The sequence below is a fragment of the Nocardia sp. JCM 38205 genome, assembly GCF_058222935.1.
On record NZ_JBYHFL010000004.1, the window covers coordinates 665,728 to 685,499 of the forward strand.

Here is a 19,772-nt window from a genome sequence, read left to right on the forward strand (position 1 = left end):
GTGCGTGGCACTCGCGCTTGGAGTCGGAGCCGCACGTCACATAGGGTCCTGCTGCCGACGGGGTGCTAATTTGAGGTGCCGGTGAGGCGGCGATCACCGGGTATCGGCAGGAGGGTGTCGTGTTAGAGAGTGTGTTCGGGATTCACCCGACGATCCTCCTCGAGCTTGTGACCATTCCGCTTTTCACTGGCGTCATCGGCTACATCACCAACTGGACCGGTGTGCTGATGCTGTTTCGGCCGATCGCATTCCACGGCATCCATGTTCCGGGCCTGCGCGCCGTCTATCCTTTTCTGCCCAAGCGAATTCAGGTGCTGCCGCTGCTCAGCTACGACGGACGCATGGGCTGGCAGGGAATCGTGCCCTCGCGTGCGGACAAAATGGCGAGCATCGCCGTGGACAAAGGTTTGTCCAAGCTCGGCAGCGTCGCCGATTTCTATCGTGAACTCGAACCCGACGCTCTCGCCGAACATCTGGCCAGCATCGCCGACGATCAGATCCGCGATATCGTCGAGGAAATCCTGCGCCGCGAACATCCGCAGCTCTGGTACAACCTGCCGAGCCAGGTGCGCGAGATGGTGCACGACCGCGTCCGCGCGCAACTGCCCGACATTCTGCGCCAGCTCACCGTGGAACTCGGCGAGAACATCGATCAGTTGCTCGACGTCAAGCAAATGGTCATCCGCTATTTTCAGGCCCGCCCGCAATTGCTCAACCAGCTGTTCCAGGTACTCGGCGCCAAGGAACTGCGGTTCATGCAGAATTTCGGCTTCTACTTCGGCGCCCCGATGGGCGCGGTCCTCGTCGCGGTGCTGCATCTGACCGGATGGCCGACGCTGGCGGTGCTGCCGATCGGCGGTGTGATCATCGGCTGGGTGGTGAACTGGGTCGGCATCAACATGATCTTCGCGCCCGCCGAGCCGAAATGGTGGTGCCCGTGGCGGCAAGGGCTGCTGATCAAACGGCAGCCCGAAATCACCGCCGGTTACGCCGAATTGGTGTCCGGCCAGGTCGTCACGGTGGCCAATATCGGCGACGAGCTGCTGAACGGCCCGCGGTCGGATCGCACCATGCAGATGCTGGAGGACACCCTGCGGCCTGCCGCCGACCGGGCGCTCGGCCCGGCCCGCAGCGCGGTCAAGTTCGTGCTCGGCAGCCGCGAGTACGACGCCCTGCAATCGACGATCACCAGCGAGGCCATGGCCATCGCGCCGATCGCCTTCGCCGACCCGGACTTCAACATCCGGCAGGGCAAGCAGATCAACGACTACATCGCCAAACAAATGTCGGTGCTCTCACCCAACGACTTCGTGGAAATGCTGCGATCGGCCATCAAACAGGACGAATGGTTGCTTTTCGTCCATGGCGGTGTGCTCGGGCTCTTCGCCGGTTACGCTCACATTCTGGTCTTCGGGACAGGAGTGGCGACTACATGGATGTAACCGGCTCAGCGGCATCGTCGGCGTCCTCGGATCCCGGCGGTGCGGACGAGCCGGTCAGCACATCCACCGAGGTAGCGCATCTTTTCGAGTACGGGGCGGAGCCCAAGGCGCCCGCCGTGCGGGCCAATCCCCTGCGCCGTCCGATCGTCACCGTGCGCACGGCGAGCGGGGTGGTTCGGGTGGCATTGTCCACGGTCGCCGGTGCCGCGGGCTGGGGCGTCGGCACCGTCCTCGACGTGACCGGGACGGTGGTCCGCCGCAGCGCGGCCGGGGTGCCGCCCGCCGAGATCCGCGCCGAAGCCGAGGCCGAGGTGCGGGCCGCGCTCCGGCGCGCGCTCGGACTTTCCGAGACAGAACAGCCCCGGCGCCCCCTCAGTGCGCCCACCCTGCGGGAACAGGGCGCGGCGCTGCTGCGGTTGTCGGCCAGTACCCACGCCGGCGACGAGGGGCATCCCGCGTTCGCGAACATCCTCGCCGAGATCACTCCCGACGAGGCCCGCATCCTGCGCTACCTGCGCACCGACGGTCCGCAGCCGTCCATCGAGGTGCACGGCGGCAGGCTCAGCCGCCTCGGCGCCGAACGGCTCGGGCTGCGCCAGGAATCGGGTCTCACCTTGCTCGGCGAGCACGCCGGGCTGCGGTTCCCCAACCGCATCCAGCACTATCTGACCAACCTGCGCAGGCTCGGCCTGATCGAGCTGGCCAAGGAACCGGTCGGCAACCCGAATCGCTACCAGCTGCTCGAGGCGCAGTCACCGGTGCGCGAGCTGCTCAAGCGCTCGGGATTCGGCACCAAGGTGTCCTATCGCAGCATCATCCTCACCGGGTTCGGTGCGGAGTTCGTGCAGACCTGTCTGCCGGTGGTGCTGCACGAGGGGCCCGCGGCCGAGACCAGCTGACGGTTCACGCTTCGTCGGCGAGTTCCATCCAACGCTGCTCGGCCGCTTCCTTTTCGGCCAGCACCTGCTTCAGTTCGGCGCCGAGGGTGAGGAGCTTGTCCGGGTCGGTGGCGGCGTCGGCGAGCGCGGTGTGCAGGCGCTGCTCGCGTTCGGTGAGTTTGTCGATGGAGCGTTCCAGGCGCGTCAATTCCTTGCGCGCGGCGCGGTAGGCGGCCGAGTCGGTCACCGGTGCTGCGGCTGCCGCCGAGGTGGAGCCGGCGCTCGCCGACGCCGGCTTGGGCGCGGTCGAGCGGGTCGTCTGCTGTGCGGCACGACGGGTGAGGTACTCCTCGATCCCGCCGGGCAGGTTGGTGAGTTTGCCGTCGCCGAACAGCGCCCAGGTGGAATCACAGATCCGCTCGATCAGATACCGGTCGTGGCTGATCACCACCAGCGTTCCGGCCCAGTTGTCGAGCAGATCCTCTAGCTGTTGCAGGGTGTCGATGTCGAGGTCGTTGGTCGGCTCGTCGAGCAGCAGCACATTCGGCTCCGACATCAGGATCCGGGTCAGCTGCAGACGACGGCGCTCACCACCGGACAGATCGCCGACCGGAGTGCGCTGGCGAGCCGGCGTGAAACCGAGCCGCTCGGCCAGCTGACCGGCCGAAATCTCCTTGTCGCCGAGCATGATCCGCATCGCGATCTGCTGCACCGCTTCCAGCACCCGCATATCGGTGGGCAGATCGTCGAGTTCCTGTCGCAGCCAGCCGATCTGCACGGTCTGGCCCTGAATCCGCTTGCCAGCGGCGAGTTCCGCGTCACCGGCGAGGGCGCGCAGCAAGGTGGTCTTGCCGGAACCGTTCACGCCGACCAGGCCCACCCGCTCGCCCGGCGCGAGCCGCCAGGTCAGATCGCGCACCAATTCGCGTCCGTCGGGCGTGGTGAGCGTGGTGTCCTCGAGTTCGATGACGACGCGGCCCAGCCGTTTACGGGCGAACGCGCTCAGCGAAACACTGTCACGCGGCGGCGGCACATCGGCGATCAGCGCCTCGGCCGCCTCCACCCGGTAGCGCGGTTTGGAGGTGCGGGCCTGCGGGCCGCGCCGCAGCCAGGCCAGCTCCTTGCGAGCCAGGTTGCGCCGGCGCGCCTCGGAGGCGTCGGCCTGCCGTGCGCGTTCGGCGCGGGCGAAGATCCAGTCGCCGTAGCCGCCCTCATAGCTTTCCACCTTGCCGCCGACGACCTCCCAGGTCTGGGTGGCGACGGTATCGAGGAACCAGCGATCGTGGGTGACCACGACCAGCGCGCTGCGGCGGGCCAGCAGATGATCGGCCAGCCAGCGCACACCCTCCACATCGAGATGGTTGGTCGGCTCGTCGAGTACCAGCAGATCCAGATCACGCACCAGCGCGGCGGCCAGCGCGACGCGGCGGCGTTCACCACCGGAGAGGTTGTCGACCGTGGTGTCGAGGCCGAGCCCGGCGATGCCGATGCCCTCCATCACCGAACGGATGCGCGGGTTGGCGGCCCATTCGTGTTCGGCCACCGAATCGGTCAGGGCGTCGTCGGCCAATCCGGCCAGCACCACCGAGCCGACGGTGGCGCCCTCGGGCAGCACCCCACGCTGGGTGACGACGGCCATGCGCAACCCGCCGACCCGGCTGACGCGACCGCTGTCGGGTTCCTCGATGCCGGTCAGCACCTCGAGCAGGGTGGTCTTGCCGCCGCCGTTGAGGCCGACGACGCCGATGCGCTCGCCCGCGTGCACGCCGAGGGAGACGTCATCGAGCAGCGGTTTGATGCCGAAGCTCTTGCTGACCTGTTCGAGGTTGATCAGGTTGGACATGAAACCTTTCCGTGCCTTACCGGGCGTTGTGTGGTCCACCCCCGTGGAGGCCGGTCGACTCGCCTGCCCCGAGCAAGGGTACCGACTGGACTGTGAACGCCCCCGTCCGGCAATCGGCGGGGCCCACCGTGCGCCCGTCGAACCGCGATTACTCAGGTGTGGACGAATGCCGACCTTCGACCGCACCATCGCATCGACCGCCGTCGAGTTCGCTGCACCCGTCGACGACCCGCGGATCAGCCGATCTTGCCGCCCTCGCGCCGCGGCTGCGGATGCGGACCCTCACCCCCGACCACCCGGGCGCCGGGGACCGGGCCGGTGGCCGTGCGGATACTGCGGCTCACCCCGGCACCGGCCAGCTCCGCGGCCACCGCGACGGCGGACTCTTCCGATTCGCACAGGAACGCGCAGGTCGGGCCGGAACCGGAGACGAGACCCGCCAGCGCACCCGCGCCGACCCCGGCCCGCAGCGTGCGGCGCAGCTCGGGTTTCAGCGACACCGCCGCCGCCTGGAGGTCGTTGCCGAGCAGCGGGGCGAGCTGTTTCGGGTCGCCGGAGGCCAACGCCTGCATGAGTTCCTGCGGTGCGCCCCGCCGTGGCGGATCGCCGATCTCGCGCAGGCGATCCAGCTCGTGGTAGACGGCCGGTGTGGACAGACCGCCTTTGGCGAGCGCGATCACCCAGTGGAAGGTGTTGCGCGACAACACCGGCAACAGCCGCTCGCCGCGTCCGGTGCCGAGCGCGGTTCCGCCGTGCAGCGAGAACGGAACGTCGCTGCCGAGTTCGGCCGCCACCGCGGTGAGTTCCTCACGGGACAGGCCCAGATCCCACAGTTCGTTCAACCCGACCAGGGTGGCGGCGGCATCGGCGCTGCCACCGGCCATGCCACCAGCCACCGGGATGCCCTTGCTGATCGAGATCTCCACCAGCGGCGCCCGCCCGGCCAGATGGGCCAGCCGCACCGCCGCCTTCCACACCAGATTGGTGCGGTCGGTGGGCACTTCGCTCGCGCCCTCGCCGGTGACCCGCACCGTCAGCGAGGCCGCGGGCGCGATTTCCAGATCGTCACTGAGCGACAGCGCCTGGAACACGGTGGTGAGATCGTGGTATCCGTCCGGGCGCAGGTCACCGACTCCGAGATGGAGGTTCACCTTCGACGGCGCACGCACGGTGACGGGGCTCGGCACAACGGACAGCACGAGGCCCAAGCGTAATGGGTGATCACGACAGGTGCGCGCGCCGACGGCTTGCGCTCGATACCCCGAGGGGGTATGTTCACTTGTGTCGGGGATACCCCCAGACCGTATAATTACCGCGAGCGAAGGAGTGGGACATGGCCACCAGCACCTACATTGTCACCGGGATGACCTGCGGGCACTGCGTCAGCTCGGTGAAGTCCGAGATCGGCAAGATCGACGGGGTCACCAGCGTGGACGTCGATCTGGCTTCGGGTCGCGTCTCGGTCGACAGCGCGGCGCCGCTGGCCGACGCCGACGTCGCCGCGGCCGTCGACGAGGCCGGTTACGCGATCGCGAGCTGATGTCGGATCGCCGCAAGTTCGCCGCGGTGGGCGGTGCGCTGCTGCTGCTGTTCGGCGTCGCGCTCGGTATCGGCGCCCTGGTGGGCGACCAGACCGAGCCGGCGCCGGACGGGCAGCCGACCGCGCCCGCCGGCCACGCGCTCGGCCTCACCGAGCACGTGGCCGGTTACACGCTGTCCGAGATCAGCGCGCCGGAGACACCCGGCCGGGCGGGCACGCTGCGATTCCATATCACCGGACCCGACGGCGCGCCCGTCACCGAGTTCACCACTCAGCACGACAAGAAGCTGCATCTGATCGTGGCGCGCTCCGACACCACCGAGTACCGGCATGCCCATCCGGACATGGCCGCCGATGGCACCTGGTCGATCGACTGGACCTGGGACGCGCCAGGCAGCTACCGGGTCTTCGCCGACTTCGTGCCCGCCGCCGGCGACAGCCCTGGCGATCTGGTACTGAGCCGGACGGTCACGGTGGCCGGAACCGTGCAACTGCAACCACTTCCACCGCCCTCGGCCACCGCGACCGTCGACGGCTACACCGTCACCCGCGCCGGTGCATTGACCACCGCGGGTGGCGAACTCCATTTCGACATCGCCCGCGACGGCGTCCCGGTCACCGACCTGAACCCCTACCTCGGCGCCTACGCCCATCTGGTCGCGCTACGCACCGAGGACCTTGCCTACCTGCACGTCCATCCGCAGGGCGAAGTCGGCACGGCACCGCCGGGGCCGCAGGTGAGTTTCCACGCGCAGGCACCGAGTGCCGGCGCCTACCGGCTGTATCTGGACTTCTCGCACGGCGGATCCGTGCACACCGCCGAATTCACCGTGGAGGTTTCCGATGCGGCGCCGTCCACAGGCGGACACCCGGGCGGCCATAACTGAGGCGTTCCGTTCGGGCGGGCCTGCATTCGCCCGATGAGTACCACCCCGCAGAGGGTGATCGTCAACGTGGCGCCTCGAGCCGAGCATTCCCTGCCTCGACGAGCACATCAACCGCCGAGCACCCCGAAGGGCGGGCCGTCAGCCCTGCGCCGCCACACGGACGAACGCCGCGGTATCGAGGGTCTCCCCGCGTGCGGTCGGATCGATACCAGCGGCGGTGAGCCTGCGTTCGGCCTCCGCGGGCGAGCCCGCCCAGCCGGACAGCGCCGCCCGCAACGTCTTCCGGCGTTGCGCGAAGGCCGCATCGACCACCGCGAACACCTTCGCACGATGCTCGGCGTCCATCGGCCACGGCGGTTCGGCGAAACGGTCGATGCGCACCAGACCCGATTCCACCTGCGGCACCGGCCAGAACACCTGACGCCCCACCGCACCGGCGCGGCGCACCGTGCCGAAGAAGCCCGCCTTCACACTCGGCACGCCGTAGATCCGGCCGCCGGGGGTCGCCGACAACCGGTCGGCCACCTCGGCCTGCACCATCACCAGCGAGGTGGTGATGCTCGGCAGTTCGGCGAGCAGATGCAGCAGCACCGGCACGGCCACGTTGTACGGCAGGTTCGCCACCAGCGCGGTCGGCGCGGCGGGCAGATCGCCGGTCCGCACGCGCAGCGCATCGGCCTCGACGACGGTGAGGTGCGCACTCAACTCCGGCGCGCGATCGGCGACGGTGACCGGCAGATGCTTCGCCAGCACCGGATCGATCTCGACCGCGACCACCGAATCGACCACATCGAGCAGCGCCAACGTCAGCGAACCGAGGCCGGGCCCGACCTCGAGCACCGTATCGTCACGCCCGACGCCGGCCGCGGCGACGATCCGCCGCACCGTGTTCGCATCGTGCACGAAGTTCTGCCCGAGCTGCTTGGTCGGCCGCACGCCGAGCCGTTCGGCCAGCGCCCGCACTTCGGCGGGGCCGAGCAGTGCGGCACTTCCGCGGGCGGAGATTTCGGCATCGGACACCCGATGAACCTACCAACCCGCAGGCCCCGGCCCGTCCGCACGGGAGGCGTTTGGTGCCACAGGCCAGGCTCACCCGGCCCGGCGCGACCTCAGGGCTTCATGCCCGCGAGGAACGCATCGATCGCCGCCCACATCCGGGCATCGACCTGGCCGTGCTCGCCGGTCCCGACCACCGTCCGGAAGTCGGCGCCGTTCGCGGCCAACTGGGCGATCAGCGCACCGTGCAGCGGGGAGGGCACCACCGTGTCGGTCGCGTTGGCCAGCACCAGGATCGGGGCGTCGTAGCCGCGCACCGGCACCGCCATGTACTCGGTCAGCGCGGTACGCATCGGCTCCTCGGACAGCGGGCGGGCCAGCAGATCGCCGATGCTCAGCCCGTCGACCCGCTCGATGATCCGGTCGAGACACATATCGCCGGCATCGTCGAGCACCGATTTACCAAGCGGTGTGAGGTATCGGTCGACGGCGATATCGGGCCGTGCCTCGCGGAGCCCGGCGAGGATGCTGACGATGAAACTCAGCCCGTCGTCCAGCATCGGCAGCGACGGGACACCCGGCCCGGCCAGCGGCAGCAGCTTCTCGACATCGGATTCCGGGTCGACCGCGATGGTGCCGCGGAAGTCGAGTTCCGGGGCATAGGAGGACTGCAGGTGCCCGGTGCCGAGGGCCGCCTGCCCGCCCTGGGAGATGCCGAACGCGGCCCAGGTGGCCGACAGTTCGGGATGGGTGGCGCGGGCCGCGCGCACCAGGTCGATGGTGGCGGTGGCCTCGGTGCGCAGCTCGAGATACGGGTGCGGGCCGGTGTCGAAGGTGCCGAGCCCGAGGTAATCCGGCGCCACCACGGCGAAGCCCTGCGATACCAGCCGTCGAAGCAGCAGATCCTGGCGTGCTTGCATGCTCGGGAACGGCGCGGCCTCCGGCCGCGACATGCCACCGCAGCCCATGCCGAGCCCGCTGGTGCCGTGGTCGTAGGCGATGATCGGCCAGCCACCCGGCGGCGGCGTTCCCGCCGGCATCAGCAGCGCTCCGCTGGCCTGGCGCGGGGTGCCGTCCGAGCCGCTCATCCAGTACTCGATGACCGAACCGCCGCTCATGCCGTGCCAGCCATCGGGCTGCGCGGTCACCGAGATCACCGAGCCCGCGGGGGCGGCCGAGGCCGGGGCCTGCGCGATGGCGAGCACGGCTGCGGCCGATACGGCGACGGCGAGCATCGACCGTCCGGCCACGTGCAGCAGATTCATCGAATCACTCCTCTGCCCCGACCCTCGTATCCACAAATCTGGACGAGTGTACGACAGCAGGGACGGCCTCGATGGGCGATGGCGAACCCGCAGGTGGGCAGGCTCGTGATATGCCGCGAGCGCCACTATGTCGTCGGAAGTGGCGCTCGCGATATCCGGACCCGGCTAGCTCAGGCCCAGACGACTGGTGCAGGACGGCCAGGCGCCCCAGCCCTGCTTGGCCCTGGTCACCTCGGCGATGGCGATCTGCTCTTCGCGGGTGGCGAGGTCGGCGCGGGGCGCGTACTTGAGTCCGCCCTGGCGCTCCCAAGTGCTCTGATCGAATTGGATGCCGCCGTAGTAACCGTTGCCGGTATTGATCTTCCAGTTGCCGCCGGCCTCGCATTTGGCCAGTGCGTCCCAGATTTCGCCGTTCTGTACCGGCGGCACCTCGGTGCCCGGTTTGGCGCCCTTGCGGATGGTGCGCGGCTGGGCGGGCACCTTGACGTCCGAAGCGATCTCCCTTCGCGCCACCTCGGCGCCGTTGACCAGGGTGATCTCGAAGGTGACGTCGTGCACGCCCGGTGCACCGGCGTTCTCCACCACCGTGCGGCTCATGTTCATGGTGGGGTCTTCGATGATGTTCTCCGGCGGCGCCAGCGGCAGCGTCTCGGTCCGCGTCTCCAGTTGCTTGCGGGTCACCGTGATGCGCATGTCGTCGCTCAGCCTGGTGTCGGCCGACGGCTCGACGACATCGTGCTCGCGCAGCGGAGCCCCGGCGAGGTCGAGCAGTTCGCCGACGGTCGGCGCGGCGAGCCGCATCTCCCTCGGCCCCGCGGTGCCGTCGATCACCGAGACCGTCCGCGGGGTGGCCACGGTGAGCGCGGCACCGTCGAGCGGCAGCTCCTGGCTGCGGCCGCGCTGGACGAAGGCATCGGGGTCGATACCCCATTCCTCCAGCGCCGCGCCGGCGGTGCGGCCGGTGGTCCATACCCGTTCGGTGCGGCCGTCGAGGGTCAGTTCGATCTCCCGGCCCCGGTCGAGGATGATGGTGGCGCCGTCGGTGACGGCGGCGTCGGGCGCGGGCGTGACCTCGTCCCGAGCACCGATCTGGTAGCCGGCGTCCTTCAGCACTCCGCGCACGTCACGCGACATGGACGTCTGCGTCGATTTCGCGCCGTCGACGACCACGGTGACGGTTTTGCGGTTCACGATCGCCATGACGGCGCCGACGATCAAAATCATCAGCAGCGCCGCGATCGCCGCGTACAACAGCGGCGACCGAGACGAGTTGATCCGCGCTAAAGGGGACATGGTCACAGGACGATAACGAAGACGTCCCCGCGGAACAACAGCGCGCCGTGGAGCAGCACTTTTTCACATTACGATCAGATATAGACAGTGCAGGTAGATCACAAACCTTCAGCGATAAGTGATCTGAGACACATTTTTATTCGACCTGCGGAAACGTCAGAATCGGTATACCCGGCGCGCATTCGCGGTGCTTATTTCCGCCAATTCGGCGGGGTCCTGACCGCGCACTTCGGCGAGTGCCCGCATCGTGTACGGCAGGCAGTACGGCTCGTTCGGTGCGCCACGGAACGGGTGCGGGGTCAGGTACGGCGCGTCGGTCTCCACCAGCACCAGCTCGTCGGGCACCACCTTGGCGGCTTCGCGCAGCTCATGGGCGTTCTTGAAGCTGACCGTGCCGGAGAAGCTGAGCAGATACCCCTCGGCCACGCAGGCCAGCGCCATCGTCGTGTCGGAGGAGAAGCAGTGGAAGATCACCGTCTCCGGCGCGCCTTCGTCCAGCAGCACGGTGAGCAGATCGTGATCGGCTTCCCGGTTGTGGATCATCAGCGGTTTGCCGCTGCGTTTGGCCAGGTCGATATGCCAGCGAAAGCCCTCGATCTGGGTCTCGATGTCGGCGCAGCCGTCGAGTTTGCCCGGCCAGTAGTAGTCGAGGCCGGTTTCGCCGATCGCGACCACGCGCGGATCGGCGGCCAGCCGCTCGAGTTCGGCCTTGGCGGCGTCGTCGAGGGCGTTGGCGCGCGTCGGGTGCAGTGCGACCGCGGCGTAGACCCGGTCGTCCCAGTGCGCGGCCCGCACCGCCCACTGCGCGGCCGTGAGATCGTCGGCCACCGTCACCACCCGACCGACACCCACCGCGGCGGCGCGATCGACCACGTCCTTTACCGACTCGGCATCGGTGGCGCCGCAGGCATCCAGATGGGTGTGCGCGTCGACCAGCGGGGCCAGCGGCTCGGGCGGTTCGGGAGCGGGACGCTTGGCGCTCATCGGAGCGCACCGCCCGTCGCGGTGACCCGGCGGTGCGCTGAGGGGATATTCACGCGGAGGTCAGATGGCACGCGCATTACAGTAGATGCACCATGAGCAGCGAGCGCAGCGAGCGAAACTTCTACATCACCACGGCCATCGCGTACCCCAATGGGGCGCCGCATATCGGGCACGCCTACGAGTACATCTCGTCGGACGCCATCGCGCGGTTCAAGCGCCTGGACGGCTACGACGTGTTCTTCATGACCGGCACCGACGAGCACGGCCAGAAGATGCAGCAGGCCGCCGTCACCGAGGGCATCCCGGTGGAGGAACTCGCCGCACGCAACTCGGATGTGTTCGAGCAACTGCACAAGGCGCTCGACATCTCCTTCGACCGATTCATCCGCACCACCGACGCCGACCACGAGGTGGCCAGCGTCGCGATCTGGGAGCGGATGCTGGAGGCGGGCGATATCTACCTCGACAACTACTCCGGCTGGTATTCGGTGCGGGACGAGGCGTTCTACGCCGAGGAGGAGACCACGCTGCTCGACGACGGCAGCCGCGTCTCCACCGAAACCAAGACGCCGGTGGAGTGGACCGAGGAGTCGAACTTCTTCTTCCGGCTGTCGAAGTATCAGGACAAGCTGCTCGAGCTGTACGAGACGCATCCGGAGTTCATCGCGCCCGCGACCCGCCGCAACGAGATCGTCAGCTACGTCAAGGCGGGGCTGAAGGATCTGTCGATCTCGCGCACCACCTTCGACTGGGGCGTCCCGGTGCCGGGCCATCCCGATCACGTGATGTACGTGTGGGTCGACGCGCTCACCAACTACCTGACCGGCGTCGGCTTCCCCGATACCGAATCGGCGGCGTTCCAGCAGTTCTGGCCCGCCGATGTGCACATCATCGGTAAGGACATCACCCGTTTCCACACCGTGTACTGGCCGGCGTTCCTGATGTCGGCGGGTGTGCAGTTGCCCAAACGCGTGTTCGTGCACGGGTTCCTGTACAACAAGGGCGAGAAGATGTCGAAGTCGGTCGGCAATGTGATCGACCCGCTGGCACTGATCGACACCTATGGCCTCGACGCGCTGCGCTTCTTCCTGCTGCGCGAGATCTCCTACGGCCAGGACGGCAGCTACAGCCACGAGGCGATCGTCGGCCGGATCAATGCCGATCTGGCCAACGAGTTCGGCAATCTGGTGCAGCGCAGCCTGACCATGGTCGCCAAGAACTGTGACGCCAAGGTTCCGACGCCCGGTGAGTTCACCGACGAGGACCGCGCCCTGCTCGACCGGGCGAACGGTCTGCTCGAGCGCTGCCGCGCCGAATTCGACGCCCAGCAGCTGCATCTGGCGCTGGAGGCGATCTGGCTGACCCTCGGCGAAACCAACCGCTACTTCTCCGCGCAGGCGCCGTGGGCGCTGCGCAAGTCCGGCACCGACGAGGATCTGGCCCGGATGGCGACGGTGCTCTACGTGACCCTCGAGGTGGTGCGCATCGTCGCCATCCTGGTCCAGCCGGTGATGCCCGGTTCGGCGGCCAAGATCCTGGATCTGCTCGCGGTACCGAACCGGACCTTCGCCGATATCGCGACGCCGCTGGAGCCGGGGGTGGCACTGCCAGCGCCGGAGCCGGTGTACCCGCGTTACGTCGAGCCGAAGGACTGAGCGCTCACGCCCAGCGCGCGAGCAGCCGGTTGGCTTCGGCGGCGAGCGCGTACTGCAGATAGGGGCCGAAGCTGATCCTGGCCACGCCCTGATCGGCCAGCAGCACCTTGTCCGCCTCGGCGGGCAGCCCGATCGCGTTGACCGGAAGCGGGAGTTCACTGGTCAACCGGCGCATATCGGCGTCCGGGTGGCGTCCGACCGGGTACAGCACATCGGCGCCGGCATCGGCGGCAAGGCGCAGCCGTTCGATCGCGCGATCCATGCGGTCGGCCTCGTCGCCGATCTTGCGCAGGAACAGATCGGTGCGCGCGTTGACGACCACGTGCACACCGGCCGCGTCGGCGAATTGGCGCAGCCCGCGAACGAAATCGGCGTGTTCCTCCGCGCCGCGCAGCCGCCCGCCCTCGCTGTGCACGGTGTCCTCGATATTGAGCCCGACCGCGCCGGCGCCGAGCAGCCCCTCGATCAGCTGCGCCGGCTCGAGCCCATACCCCGACTCGATATCCACCGACACCGGCACCTCGACGGCGCCGGTCACCTGCCGCACCCGCGCCAGCAGCTCGTCGAAACTCATGCCTTCGCCGTCGGCGCGTCCCACCGAATCCGCGACCGGATGGCTGCCCATCGTCAAGGCCGCGAACCCGGCCCCGACCGCGAGATTCGCCGACCAGGCATCCCATACCGTCGGCAGCACCGCCGGATCACCGGGACGATGCAGTGCGAGTAGTTCCTTGGCCTTGTGCTCGAGAGAGGTCATGGGGTCGATCATGGTGGGATCACCGGCATTGCGCACGCGCACGCGGTCCGGCCCAGGTCACCTCGCGTGCCGGGCGGACCGGCGCGGCGATCGTCTCCCGTTCCTGCGACGTCCGAGCTCCACACCGGCCGCCCGCCGCTGGTCGACGGTAAGTCGGCCCGGTCGAGACCACGGCCGATTCCGCGGCGCCATCGGAGCCGCCGGGTGACGGTCCGCTGGTCATGGTCGGCCGGTGACCGCCGCGTGCGGTAGCCGACTGGTAAACCCTGTGACCGGCGCGGATGGCGAGTGCGGTTCGGCGCTCAGCCGTCGGCCTGCCGGCGCGTGGCCAGGACGGCGTCGTAGAGCTCCTTACGGGAAACGCCGGTGGTGGAGGCTATCTCGGCGCATGCTTCTTTCAGGCGCACGCCTTCCTGCACACGCGCTTCGACCTCGGCGACCAGATCGGCCGGTTCGGCGCTGGTGGGCTGAGCACCCTCGACGACCACGGTGATCTCCCCGCGGGCACCCTCGACCGCCCAGGCGGCCAGCTCGGCCAGGGTGCCGCGGACGACCTCCTCGTAGGTCTTGGTCAGCTCCCGGCAGACGGCGGCGCGGCGATCGGGCCCGAGCACCTCGACCGCGTCGGCCAGGCAATCGGCGAGCCGGTGCGGTGCCTCGAAGAACACGCAGGCACGCGGTTCGGCGACCAGGCTGCGCAACCATTCGCGGCGCTGACCGGATTTGCGCGGCGGGAATCCGTCGAAGCAGAACCGCTCCACCGGCAGCCCGGACAGCGCCAGCGCTGTGGTGACCGCCGAGGGACCCGGCAGACAGGTGACCGGGAGTTCGCGCTCGACGCAGGCGGCGACCATGCGGTATCCGGGATCGCTCACCGATGGCATACCGGCGTCGGTGACCAGTAGCACGGTCTTGCCGGACTCGATCTCCTCCAGCAACGCCGGAATGCGGGCGGTCTCGACGTGGTCGTAGAAGCTGACCACGCGCCCGCCGATCTCGATGCCGAGCGCCTTGGCCAGCGATCGGGTACGGCGGGTGTCCTCGGCGGCGACGACATCGGCGGTGGCCAGGCCATCGCGCAGCCGCTGGGAGGCGTCGCCGACATCGCCCATCGGTGTCGCCGCCAGCACCAGCCTGCCGGTCGGGCCGGAATCCGCGGTCACCGTCGTCCCGCCTCGATCGCCCACGTCACTTGCCGCACCATGGCAGCGTACGGGCACCCCCGGCCGGGCCAGGAACGCGGCAGGCGCGCCCGTCCTGCCGTCGCGCACGATGCGGTCGGCACGGCACACCCATCGGCGCGCGGCGCCCGGGCACGAAACGGCGCGACGACGCACGACGCGGGCCCAGCGCCGCGGCCACGAATACGGAACGCGAGTGCGCACAGCATACGATCGGGTCGTGACCCAGGTGACCGACCAGCGCTCCGTCGCGCCCTCTCGGCCGATACGTTCCTGGTCGAGCCCCGCGCCGCTGCGCCCCTCCCCCGATTTCGGGCCGCTCGACACCGCCCGCGGCTGGCTGGTGACGGCGTTCCTCACCGCTCTCGCGGCGGTGACCCGGTTCACCATGCTCAACTACCCGACCGACGGCGGCACCCCGGTCTTCGACGAAAAGCATTACGCGCCGCAGGCGTATCAGATCCTGAAGGGCGGCGGCGTCGAGGACAATCCCGCCTACGGCCTGGTGGTGCATCCGCCGGTCGGTAAACAGCTGATCGCCTTCGGTGAGGCACTGTTCGGATACAACGGCTGGGGCTGGCGCTTCTCGGCCGCGCTGGCCGGCACCGTGCTGGTGCTGCTGGTGATCCGCATCGTGCGCCGGATGACGCGCTCGACCATGATCGGCGCAATCGCTGGGCTGCTGTTGATCGCCGATGGCGTCACGTTCGTCTCCTCCCGCATCGGCATGCTCGACATCTTCCTCGCGCTGTTCGTGACGGCCGCGTTCGGCTGCCTGATCGTCGACCGCGATCAGGTACGCGAGCGCATAGCGCGCGCCGACGCCGAGGGCCGCCTCGGAGACAGTGCCTTCGGGCCCCGGCTCGGGGTGCGCTGGTGGCGTTTCGGCGCCGGCGTGTTGCTCGGCCTTGCCTGCGGCACGAAGTGGTCGGGGCTGTATTTCATCGCCGCGTTCGGTCTGCTCAGCGTGTGTTTCGACCTCGCGGCCCGGCGGGCGTACCGGGTGCGCAGACCATGGGTGGGTACCGCGCTGCGTGATGTCGGGCCGGCGCTCTACGCGCTGGTGCTGATCCCGATCGGGGTGTATCTCGCGACCTACTGGGCGTGGTTCGCCAGTGAGACCGGGTTCAGCCGGTGGGCCGTCGGCAACGAGGTGGGCCGGGGCGGCTCCTTCGCGTTCGTCCCCGATGCCCTGCGCTCGCTCTGGTTCTACAGCACCAAGGTGCTGGAATTCCATGAGGAGCTGACCAACTCGGCGGGCAATCATCATCCGTGGGAGTCCAAGCCGTGGACCTGGCCGATGGGGCTGCGGCCGATGCTCTACTACTACGCCGACTCCGGCGTCACCGGTTGTGGGCAGAACCAGTGCGTCAAGGCCGTGATGCTGGTCGGCACGCCCGCCCTCTGGTGGATCGCGTTCCCGGTGCTGGCGTGGGCGCTGTGGCGCACCATCGTGCGCCGCGACTGGCGCTACGCCGCGGTGCTGACCGGATACGCCGCCGGCCTGCTGCCCTGGTTCATCACCCTGGACCGGCAGATGTACTTCTTCTACGCCATGGTGCTCGCGCCGTTCCTGGCGATGGCGGTGGCGCTGGCGCTGGGCGACATTCTCGGACCGGCGCGCCGGGTTCCGGGGCCGCGCGGACCCACCGGCACGTTCGTCGCCGCACCACCGACCGAGCGCTATCGGCTCGGCCTGCTCATCGTGAGCCTGTATCTGGGCCTGGTGATCGCGAACTTCATCTGGCTGTGGCCGATCCTGACCGCCATGCCCATCACGCCGGGTAACTGGCAGGACCATTTATGGCTGCCCAGTTGGCGCTGAGCGCCGTCGGTCAGCTCTCCAACGCCGCCTTGACGTAGCGCAGCGCCGCGTCGTCGTCGAGGCCGAGCCTGCGTACCGCGGCGACGTATTCGGTGGCGGCCCGGCCGGCCTGATCGCGGGTGGGATCGCCGGAGGAGGCGATGAACGAGCCGAGCCTGCCGCGGGTTTCGAGCACGCCGTCGGCCTCCAGCTCGCGGTAGGCGCGGGCCACGGTGTTCGGGGCGAGACCGAGTTGGGCAGCCAGCGCGCGCACCGTGGGGATCTTGGTGCCCGCGGTCAACGTGCCCGCGCGCACCTGTGCCACGATGCCGAGCCGCAACTGTTCGTAGGGTGGCACGGCGGATTCGTGCGACACGGTGATTTCGAGCATGGCCTCCAGCTCACACATCATCCCGGGACAGCGGGCACGACAGGCAGCGCGGACCGCCACGGCCGGAACCCAATTCGGATCCCGGGATGGGCAGCACCTCGACGCCGGCGTCCAGCAGCCGGGCATTGGTCATTTCATTGCGTTCGTACGCGATCACGACACCGGGCCGCAAGGCGAGGGTGTTGTTGCCGTCATCCCACTGTTCCCGTTCGGCGGTGACGCCGTCCAGCCCGGTGTCGATCACCCGCAGCTTCCCGATACCCATGGCGTCGGCGGCCACGGGCAGGAACGGGTCGGGCCCGCGCATGGTGACGGCGCCCCCGTGGTCGTAGTCGTCGCCGCGCTGGATGGTGAACGCGGACAAGGTTTCCCGCACCGCCGAATACATGACCACCGCATCGGTGTCGACCATGGTGCACACGGTGTCCAGGTGCATGGTGGCGCGGTTCTGCGCGATGGGCACGACCAGCACGGTGTGGGCGAGATCGTCGTCGAAGAGGCTGCGCGCCAAGGCTTCCGCACCGGCGGGCGAGGTGCGTTCACCGACGCCGACGGCCAGCACGCCGGGCGAGAGCAGCAGTACGTCACCGCCCTCGATGGGCGCGGTATGGGATTCGTAGGCGCGGCGCACCCCGAGGAAACGCGGGTGGAAGGCGTAGACGAGATCGGTGAGCGAGGTCTCGCGCATCCTGGCGGGCAGGGCGAGCGCGGTGATCGCCACGCGCGGGCCGACCCAGAACGAGGAGTCGCGGGTGAACAACAGATTCGGCAGCGGATCGATGACGAAATCGCCGCCGTGATGCATCCGGCGCACCAGCGAGGTGTGGTCGGGGCCGAAGGGCAGTTCGTCGAAGGTCATGCCCGCCATCAAGATCTCGGCCAGTTCCCTGGCCGGGACGCCGCGCAGATAGGCGGCGAGTTCGTCGGCGAGACTGTGGCCGAGCCTGCGGGCGTCGACGGCGGCGGAGATGCCCTGGATGCGCGCGGCCCCGCTGACGGCGAGCGTCTCGGCCAGCAGATCGGCCAGCAGCAACACCTCGACTCCGCGATCGCGCAGCACCCCGGCGAAGGTGTCGTGTTCCTGCTGGGCGCGTTCGACCCACGGAATGCCGTCGAAGAGCAGTTGATCGTTGTTGCGCGGGGTGAGCCTGCGCAGCTCGTTACCCGGCCGGTGCAGCAGCACCGTGCGCAAGGTGCCGACCTCGGAGGTCACGGCGAGGCGCGGCGCGGGCGCGGGTTCGGTGCCGGGGTCGGTGTCCCATCCGTCACCGGGAATCGGGCCGCTGCCGGGGTTCGCCGGTACCGCATCTGTTCCCATGTTCCGACCGTAGTTCGCCGCGGCCAGGAGAGCACGGAATTGATGCGTGTCCGCTGTCGGCGTGACGTGTGGCGATTCGCGCACGCGCAACCGAGAACCTGAAGTAGGGTTGAGGTAAAGGAGGAGTGCCGAATGACGACAGCAGATTGGCGAGCCAAGGAGCTGACCCCCGGTCAGCTGTCCGAGCGTAGCGGAGTGGCGGTCTCCGCGTTGCACTTCTACGAACGCGAGGGGCTCATCTCGAGCCGGCGCACCAGCGGCAACCAGCGCAGGTATGCCAGGGAAACGCTGCGCCGGGTCGCTTTCATCCGGATCTCGCAGCGGGTCGGAATCCCGCTCAGCGAGATCCGCGACGCCCTCGACCGGCTGCCCGAGGGCCGCACCCCCACCCGGCGCGACTGGGAGACGCTGTCCACCACCTGGCGCGCGGATCTCGACGAACGCATCACCCAACTGGTGCGCCTGCGCGACAACCTCACCGGCTGCATCGGCTGCGGCTGTCTGTCACTGGGTAGCTGCAAGATCGTCAACGAGTTCGATCACCTCGGTGACGAGGGCCCGGGCGCGCGCGTGCTCGATGTGCACCTCAACTGCCCGGACGGCGTCGACGCTACCGGGGATCCGATGTGCGCAGAGAACTCCGCAGCCTGCTGAACTGCACATTGGCCACCCGCATCAGCAGTTCGTACGGGAAGGCGAATTTGCGCTTCCACCAGTAGCCGAACCGGATGTCGAACGAGGTGTAGACGATGAACCGGTTGCGTTCGATACCGCGCAGGATCGCGGTGGCCACCTTGTCCGGAGAGACGGCGTGGCTGGTGAAACGGGTGACCAGCTTGCGGACCCGCGGATCCTCCTTGTCCACGCCGACCAGTTCGAAGCTCTGCACCAGCGGCGTGTTCACCGCGCCGGGCGCGACCAGATGCACCGAGATACCGTGCTGGGCCAGCTCGAAGCGCAGCACCTCCGACAGCCCGCGCAGGCCGTACTTGCTCGCGCTGTAGGCGGCGTGCCAGGGCAGCGCGAGCAGGCCCGCCGCCGAGGAGACGTTGACGAGCGCACCGCCACGCCCGGCCCGCACCATCTCCGGCACGAACGTCTCGATCACATGGATCGGCCCCATCAGGTTGACGTCGACCATCCGCTGCCAATGCCGATGTTCGAGGGTGTCGACGGTGCCCCACACCGACGTGCCCGCCACATTCATGACCACGTCCACGCTGCCGAACCGGGAGTGCACATCGGCGCCGAAGGCGGCGACGGCCTCGTGATCGGTGATATCGAGCGGCGTCGCGACCAGTACCTTGCCGCCGTCGCGGTGGATATCGGCGACCGTGCTCGCCAACCCGGCGGTGTCGATATCGGTGAGCACCAGTTCGGCGCCCCGCGCGGCGGCGGCCAGCGCGGTGGCCCGCCCGATCCCGCTCGCCGCCCCCGTGATCAGGGTCTTGGCCCCCTCGACCGTCGTCCTCCGACGTACCCGACCCATCGATCCCACTTCCGATCCGTTCGTCCCGCAGTGCATGTCAGCCGGACAT

General features: G+C 68.8%; 18 protein-coding genes. 7 read left to right on the forward strand and 11 right to left on the reverse strand.

Annotated elements, in window-relative coordinates; translation table 11 throughout:
- Positions 1 to 167 precede the first annotated feature (167 nt).
- Together AC4HOU_RS18685 and AC4HOU_RS18690 are read left to right on the forward strand one after the other, a co-directional pair.
- The gene (locus AC4HOU_RS18685) at positions 168 to 1,442 is read left to right on the forward strand and encodes a DUF445 domain-containing protein (RefSeq protein ID WP_280212414.1); all 1,275 of its coding nucleotides are present in this window, start codon (positions 168 to 170) and stop codon (positions 1,440 to 1,442) included.
- Positions 1,433 to 2,341: an Abi-alpha family protein gene (locus tag AC4HOU_RS18690; protein ID WP_194991325.1), complete on the forward strand. Its 909-nt coding sequence runs from the start codon at positions 1,433 to 1,435 to the stop codon at positions 2,339 to 2,341. The genes AC4HOU_RS18685 and AC4HOU_RS18690 overlap by 10 nt, the downstream gene beginning before the upstream one ends.
- Before the next feature lie 4 nt (positions 2,342 to 2,345).
- Here AC4HOU_RS18690 and AC4HOU_RS18695 read toward each other — a convergent pair whose 3' ends face one another.
- Together AC4HOU_RS18695 and AC4HOU_RS18700 are read right to left on the reverse strand one after the other, a co-directional pair.
- Positions 2,346 to 4,163 (reverse strand): ABC-F family ATP-binding cassette domain-containing protein, encoded by a 1,818-nt coding sequence (locus tag AC4HOU_RS18695; RefSeq protein WP_163811362.1) that lies wholly within the window; start codon positions 4,161 to 4,163, stop codon positions 2,346 to 2,348.
- A gap of 236 nt (positions 4,164 to 4,399) precedes the next feature.
- A complete protein-coding gene (locus AC4HOU_RS18700) occupies positions 4,400 to 5,362 on the reverse strand; it encodes a 4-(cytidine 5'-diphospho)-2-C-methyl-D-erythritol kinase (RefSeq protein WP_490724835.1) in 963 nt (320 codons plus the stop codon).
- A 134-nt stretch (positions 5,363 to 5,496) separates the two neighbouring features.
- Between AC4HOU_RS18700 and AC4HOU_RS18705 the strand changes: the two genes are divergently transcribed.
- Positions 5,497 to 5,703, forward strand: coding sequence for a heavy-metal-associated domain-containing protein (locus tag AC4HOU_RS18705; protein WP_163811358.1), 207 nt, complete (start codon positions 5,497 to 5,499; stop codon positions 5,701 to 5,703).
- On the forward strand, positions 5,703 to 6,590 hold the full coding sequence (locus AC4HOU_RS18710) for a DUF8832 domain-containing protein (protein ID WP_490724836.1): 888 nt from the start codon (positions 5,703 to 5,705) through the stop codon (positions 6,588 to 6,590). Before AC4HOU_RS18705 ends, AC4HOU_RS18710 begins: the two co-directional genes overlap by 1 nt.
- Positions 6,591 to 6,728: 138 nt before the next feature.
- Here the strand turns inward: AC4HOU_RS18710 and rsmA are convergent, their stop codons facing one another.
- The 4 genes from rsmA to AC4HOU_RS18730 all read right to left on the reverse strand — a co-directional run bounded on the left by rsmA (position 6,729) and on the right by AC4HOU_RS18730 (position 11,128).
- Positions 6,729 to 7,610 (reverse strand): 16S rRNA (adenine(1518)-N(6)/adenine(1519)-N(6))-dimethyltransferase RsmA, encoded by an 882-nt coding sequence (rsmA, locus tag AC4HOU_RS18715; RefSeq protein ID WP_163811354.1) that lies wholly within the window; start codon positions 7,608 to 7,610, stop codon positions 6,729 to 6,731.
- A gap of 89 nt (positions 7,611 to 7,699) precedes the next feature.
- Positions 7,700 to 8,851, reverse strand: a complete 1,152-nt coding sequence (locus tag AC4HOU_RS18720) for an alpha/beta fold hydrolase (protein WP_194991653.1) — start codon at positions 8,849 to 8,851, stop codon at positions 7,700 to 7,702.
- 165 nt (positions 8,852 to 9,016) lie between these two features.
- Positions 9,017 to 10,144, reverse strand: a complete 1,128-nt coding sequence (locus AC4HOU_RS18725) for a resuscitation-promoting factor (RefSeq protein WP_490724837.1) — start codon at positions 10,142 to 10,144, stop codon at positions 9,017 to 9,019.
- Positions 10,145 to 10,300: 156 nt separating this feature from the next.
- Positions 10,301 to 11,128: a TatD family hydrolase gene (locus AC4HOU_RS18730; protein ID WP_490724838.1), complete on the reverse strand. Its 828-nt coding sequence runs from the start codon at positions 11,126 to 11,128 to the stop codon at positions 10,301 to 10,303.
- 92 nt (positions 11,129 to 11,220) lie between these two features.
- Between AC4HOU_RS18730 and metG the strand changes: the two genes are divergently transcribed.
- The gene (gene metG, locus AC4HOU_RS18735) at positions 11,221 to 12,783 is read left to right on the forward strand and encodes a methionine--tRNA ligase (protein ID WP_194991656.1); all 1,563 of its coding nucleotides are present in this window, start codon (positions 11,221 to 11,223) and stop codon (positions 12,781 to 12,783) included.
- A 4-nt stretch (positions 12,784 to 12,787) separates the two neighbouring features.
- Here metG and AC4HOU_RS18740 read toward each other — a convergent pair whose 3' ends face one another.
- Positions 12,788 to 13,540, reverse strand: coding sequence for an isocitrate lyase/PEP mutase family protein (locus tag AC4HOU_RS18740; RefSeq protein ID WP_490724839.1), 753 nt, complete (start codon positions 13,538 to 13,540; stop codon positions 12,788 to 12,790).
- A 302-nt stretch (positions 13,541 to 13,842) separates the two neighbouring features.
- Positions 13,843 to 14,703 (reverse strand): 16S rRNA (cytidine(1402)-2'-O)-methyltransferase, encoded by an 861-nt coding sequence (gene rsmI / locus AC4HOU_RS18745; protein ID WP_490724840.1) that lies wholly within the window; start codon positions 14,701 to 14,703, stop codon positions 13,843 to 13,845.
- 238 nt (positions 14,704 to 14,941) lie between these two features.
- On the opposite strand from rsmI, the gene AC4HOU_RS18750 reads away from it, so the two are divergent.
- Positions 14,942 to 16,546, forward strand: a complete 1,605-nt coding sequence (locus AC4HOU_RS18750; protein ID WP_416383073.1) for a dolichyl-phosphate-mannose--protein mannosyltransferase — start codon at positions 14,942 to 14,944, stop codon at positions 16,544 to 16,546.
- A gap of 10 nt (positions 16,547 to 16,556) precedes the next feature.
- Here the strand turns inward: AC4HOU_RS18750 and AC4HOU_RS18755 are convergent, their stop codons facing one another.
- Positions 16,557 to 16,916 carry a GntR family transcriptional regulator gene (locus AC4HOU_RS18755; protein ID WP_014352902.1) on the reverse strand — a complete coding sequence of 120 codons (360 nt, stop codon included), beginning with the start codon at positions 16,914 to 16,916 and terminating at the stop codon, positions 16,557 to 16,559.
- 10 nt (positions 16,917 to 16,926) lie between these two features.
- Complete coding sequence (gene arcA, locus AC4HOU_RS18760) at positions 16,927 to 18,234, reverse strand: arginine deiminase (RefSeq protein ID WP_228815150.1); 1,308 nt, start codon at positions 18,232 to 18,234, stop codon at positions 16,927 to 16,929.
- A gap of 132 nt (positions 18,235 to 18,366) precedes the next feature.
- On the opposite strand from arcA, the gene soxR reads away from it, so the two are divergent.
- Positions 18,367 to 18,888, forward strand: coding sequence for a redox-sensitive transcriptional activator SoxR (gene soxR / locus AC4HOU_RS18765; RefSeq protein ID WP_195020027.1), 522 nt, complete (start codon positions 18,367 to 18,369; stop codon positions 18,886 to 18,888).
- On the opposite strand, the gene AC4HOU_RS18770 is transcribed toward soxR, so the two are convergent.
- Entirely contained in the window at positions 18,845 to 19,723 is an 879-nt protein-coding gene (locus AC4HOU_RS18770) for an SDR family oxidoreductase (RefSeq protein ID WP_195020028.1), read from the reverse strand. The genes soxR and AC4HOU_RS18770 overlap by 44 nt on opposite strands.
- Positions 19,724 to 19,772 lie beyond the last annotated feature (49 nt).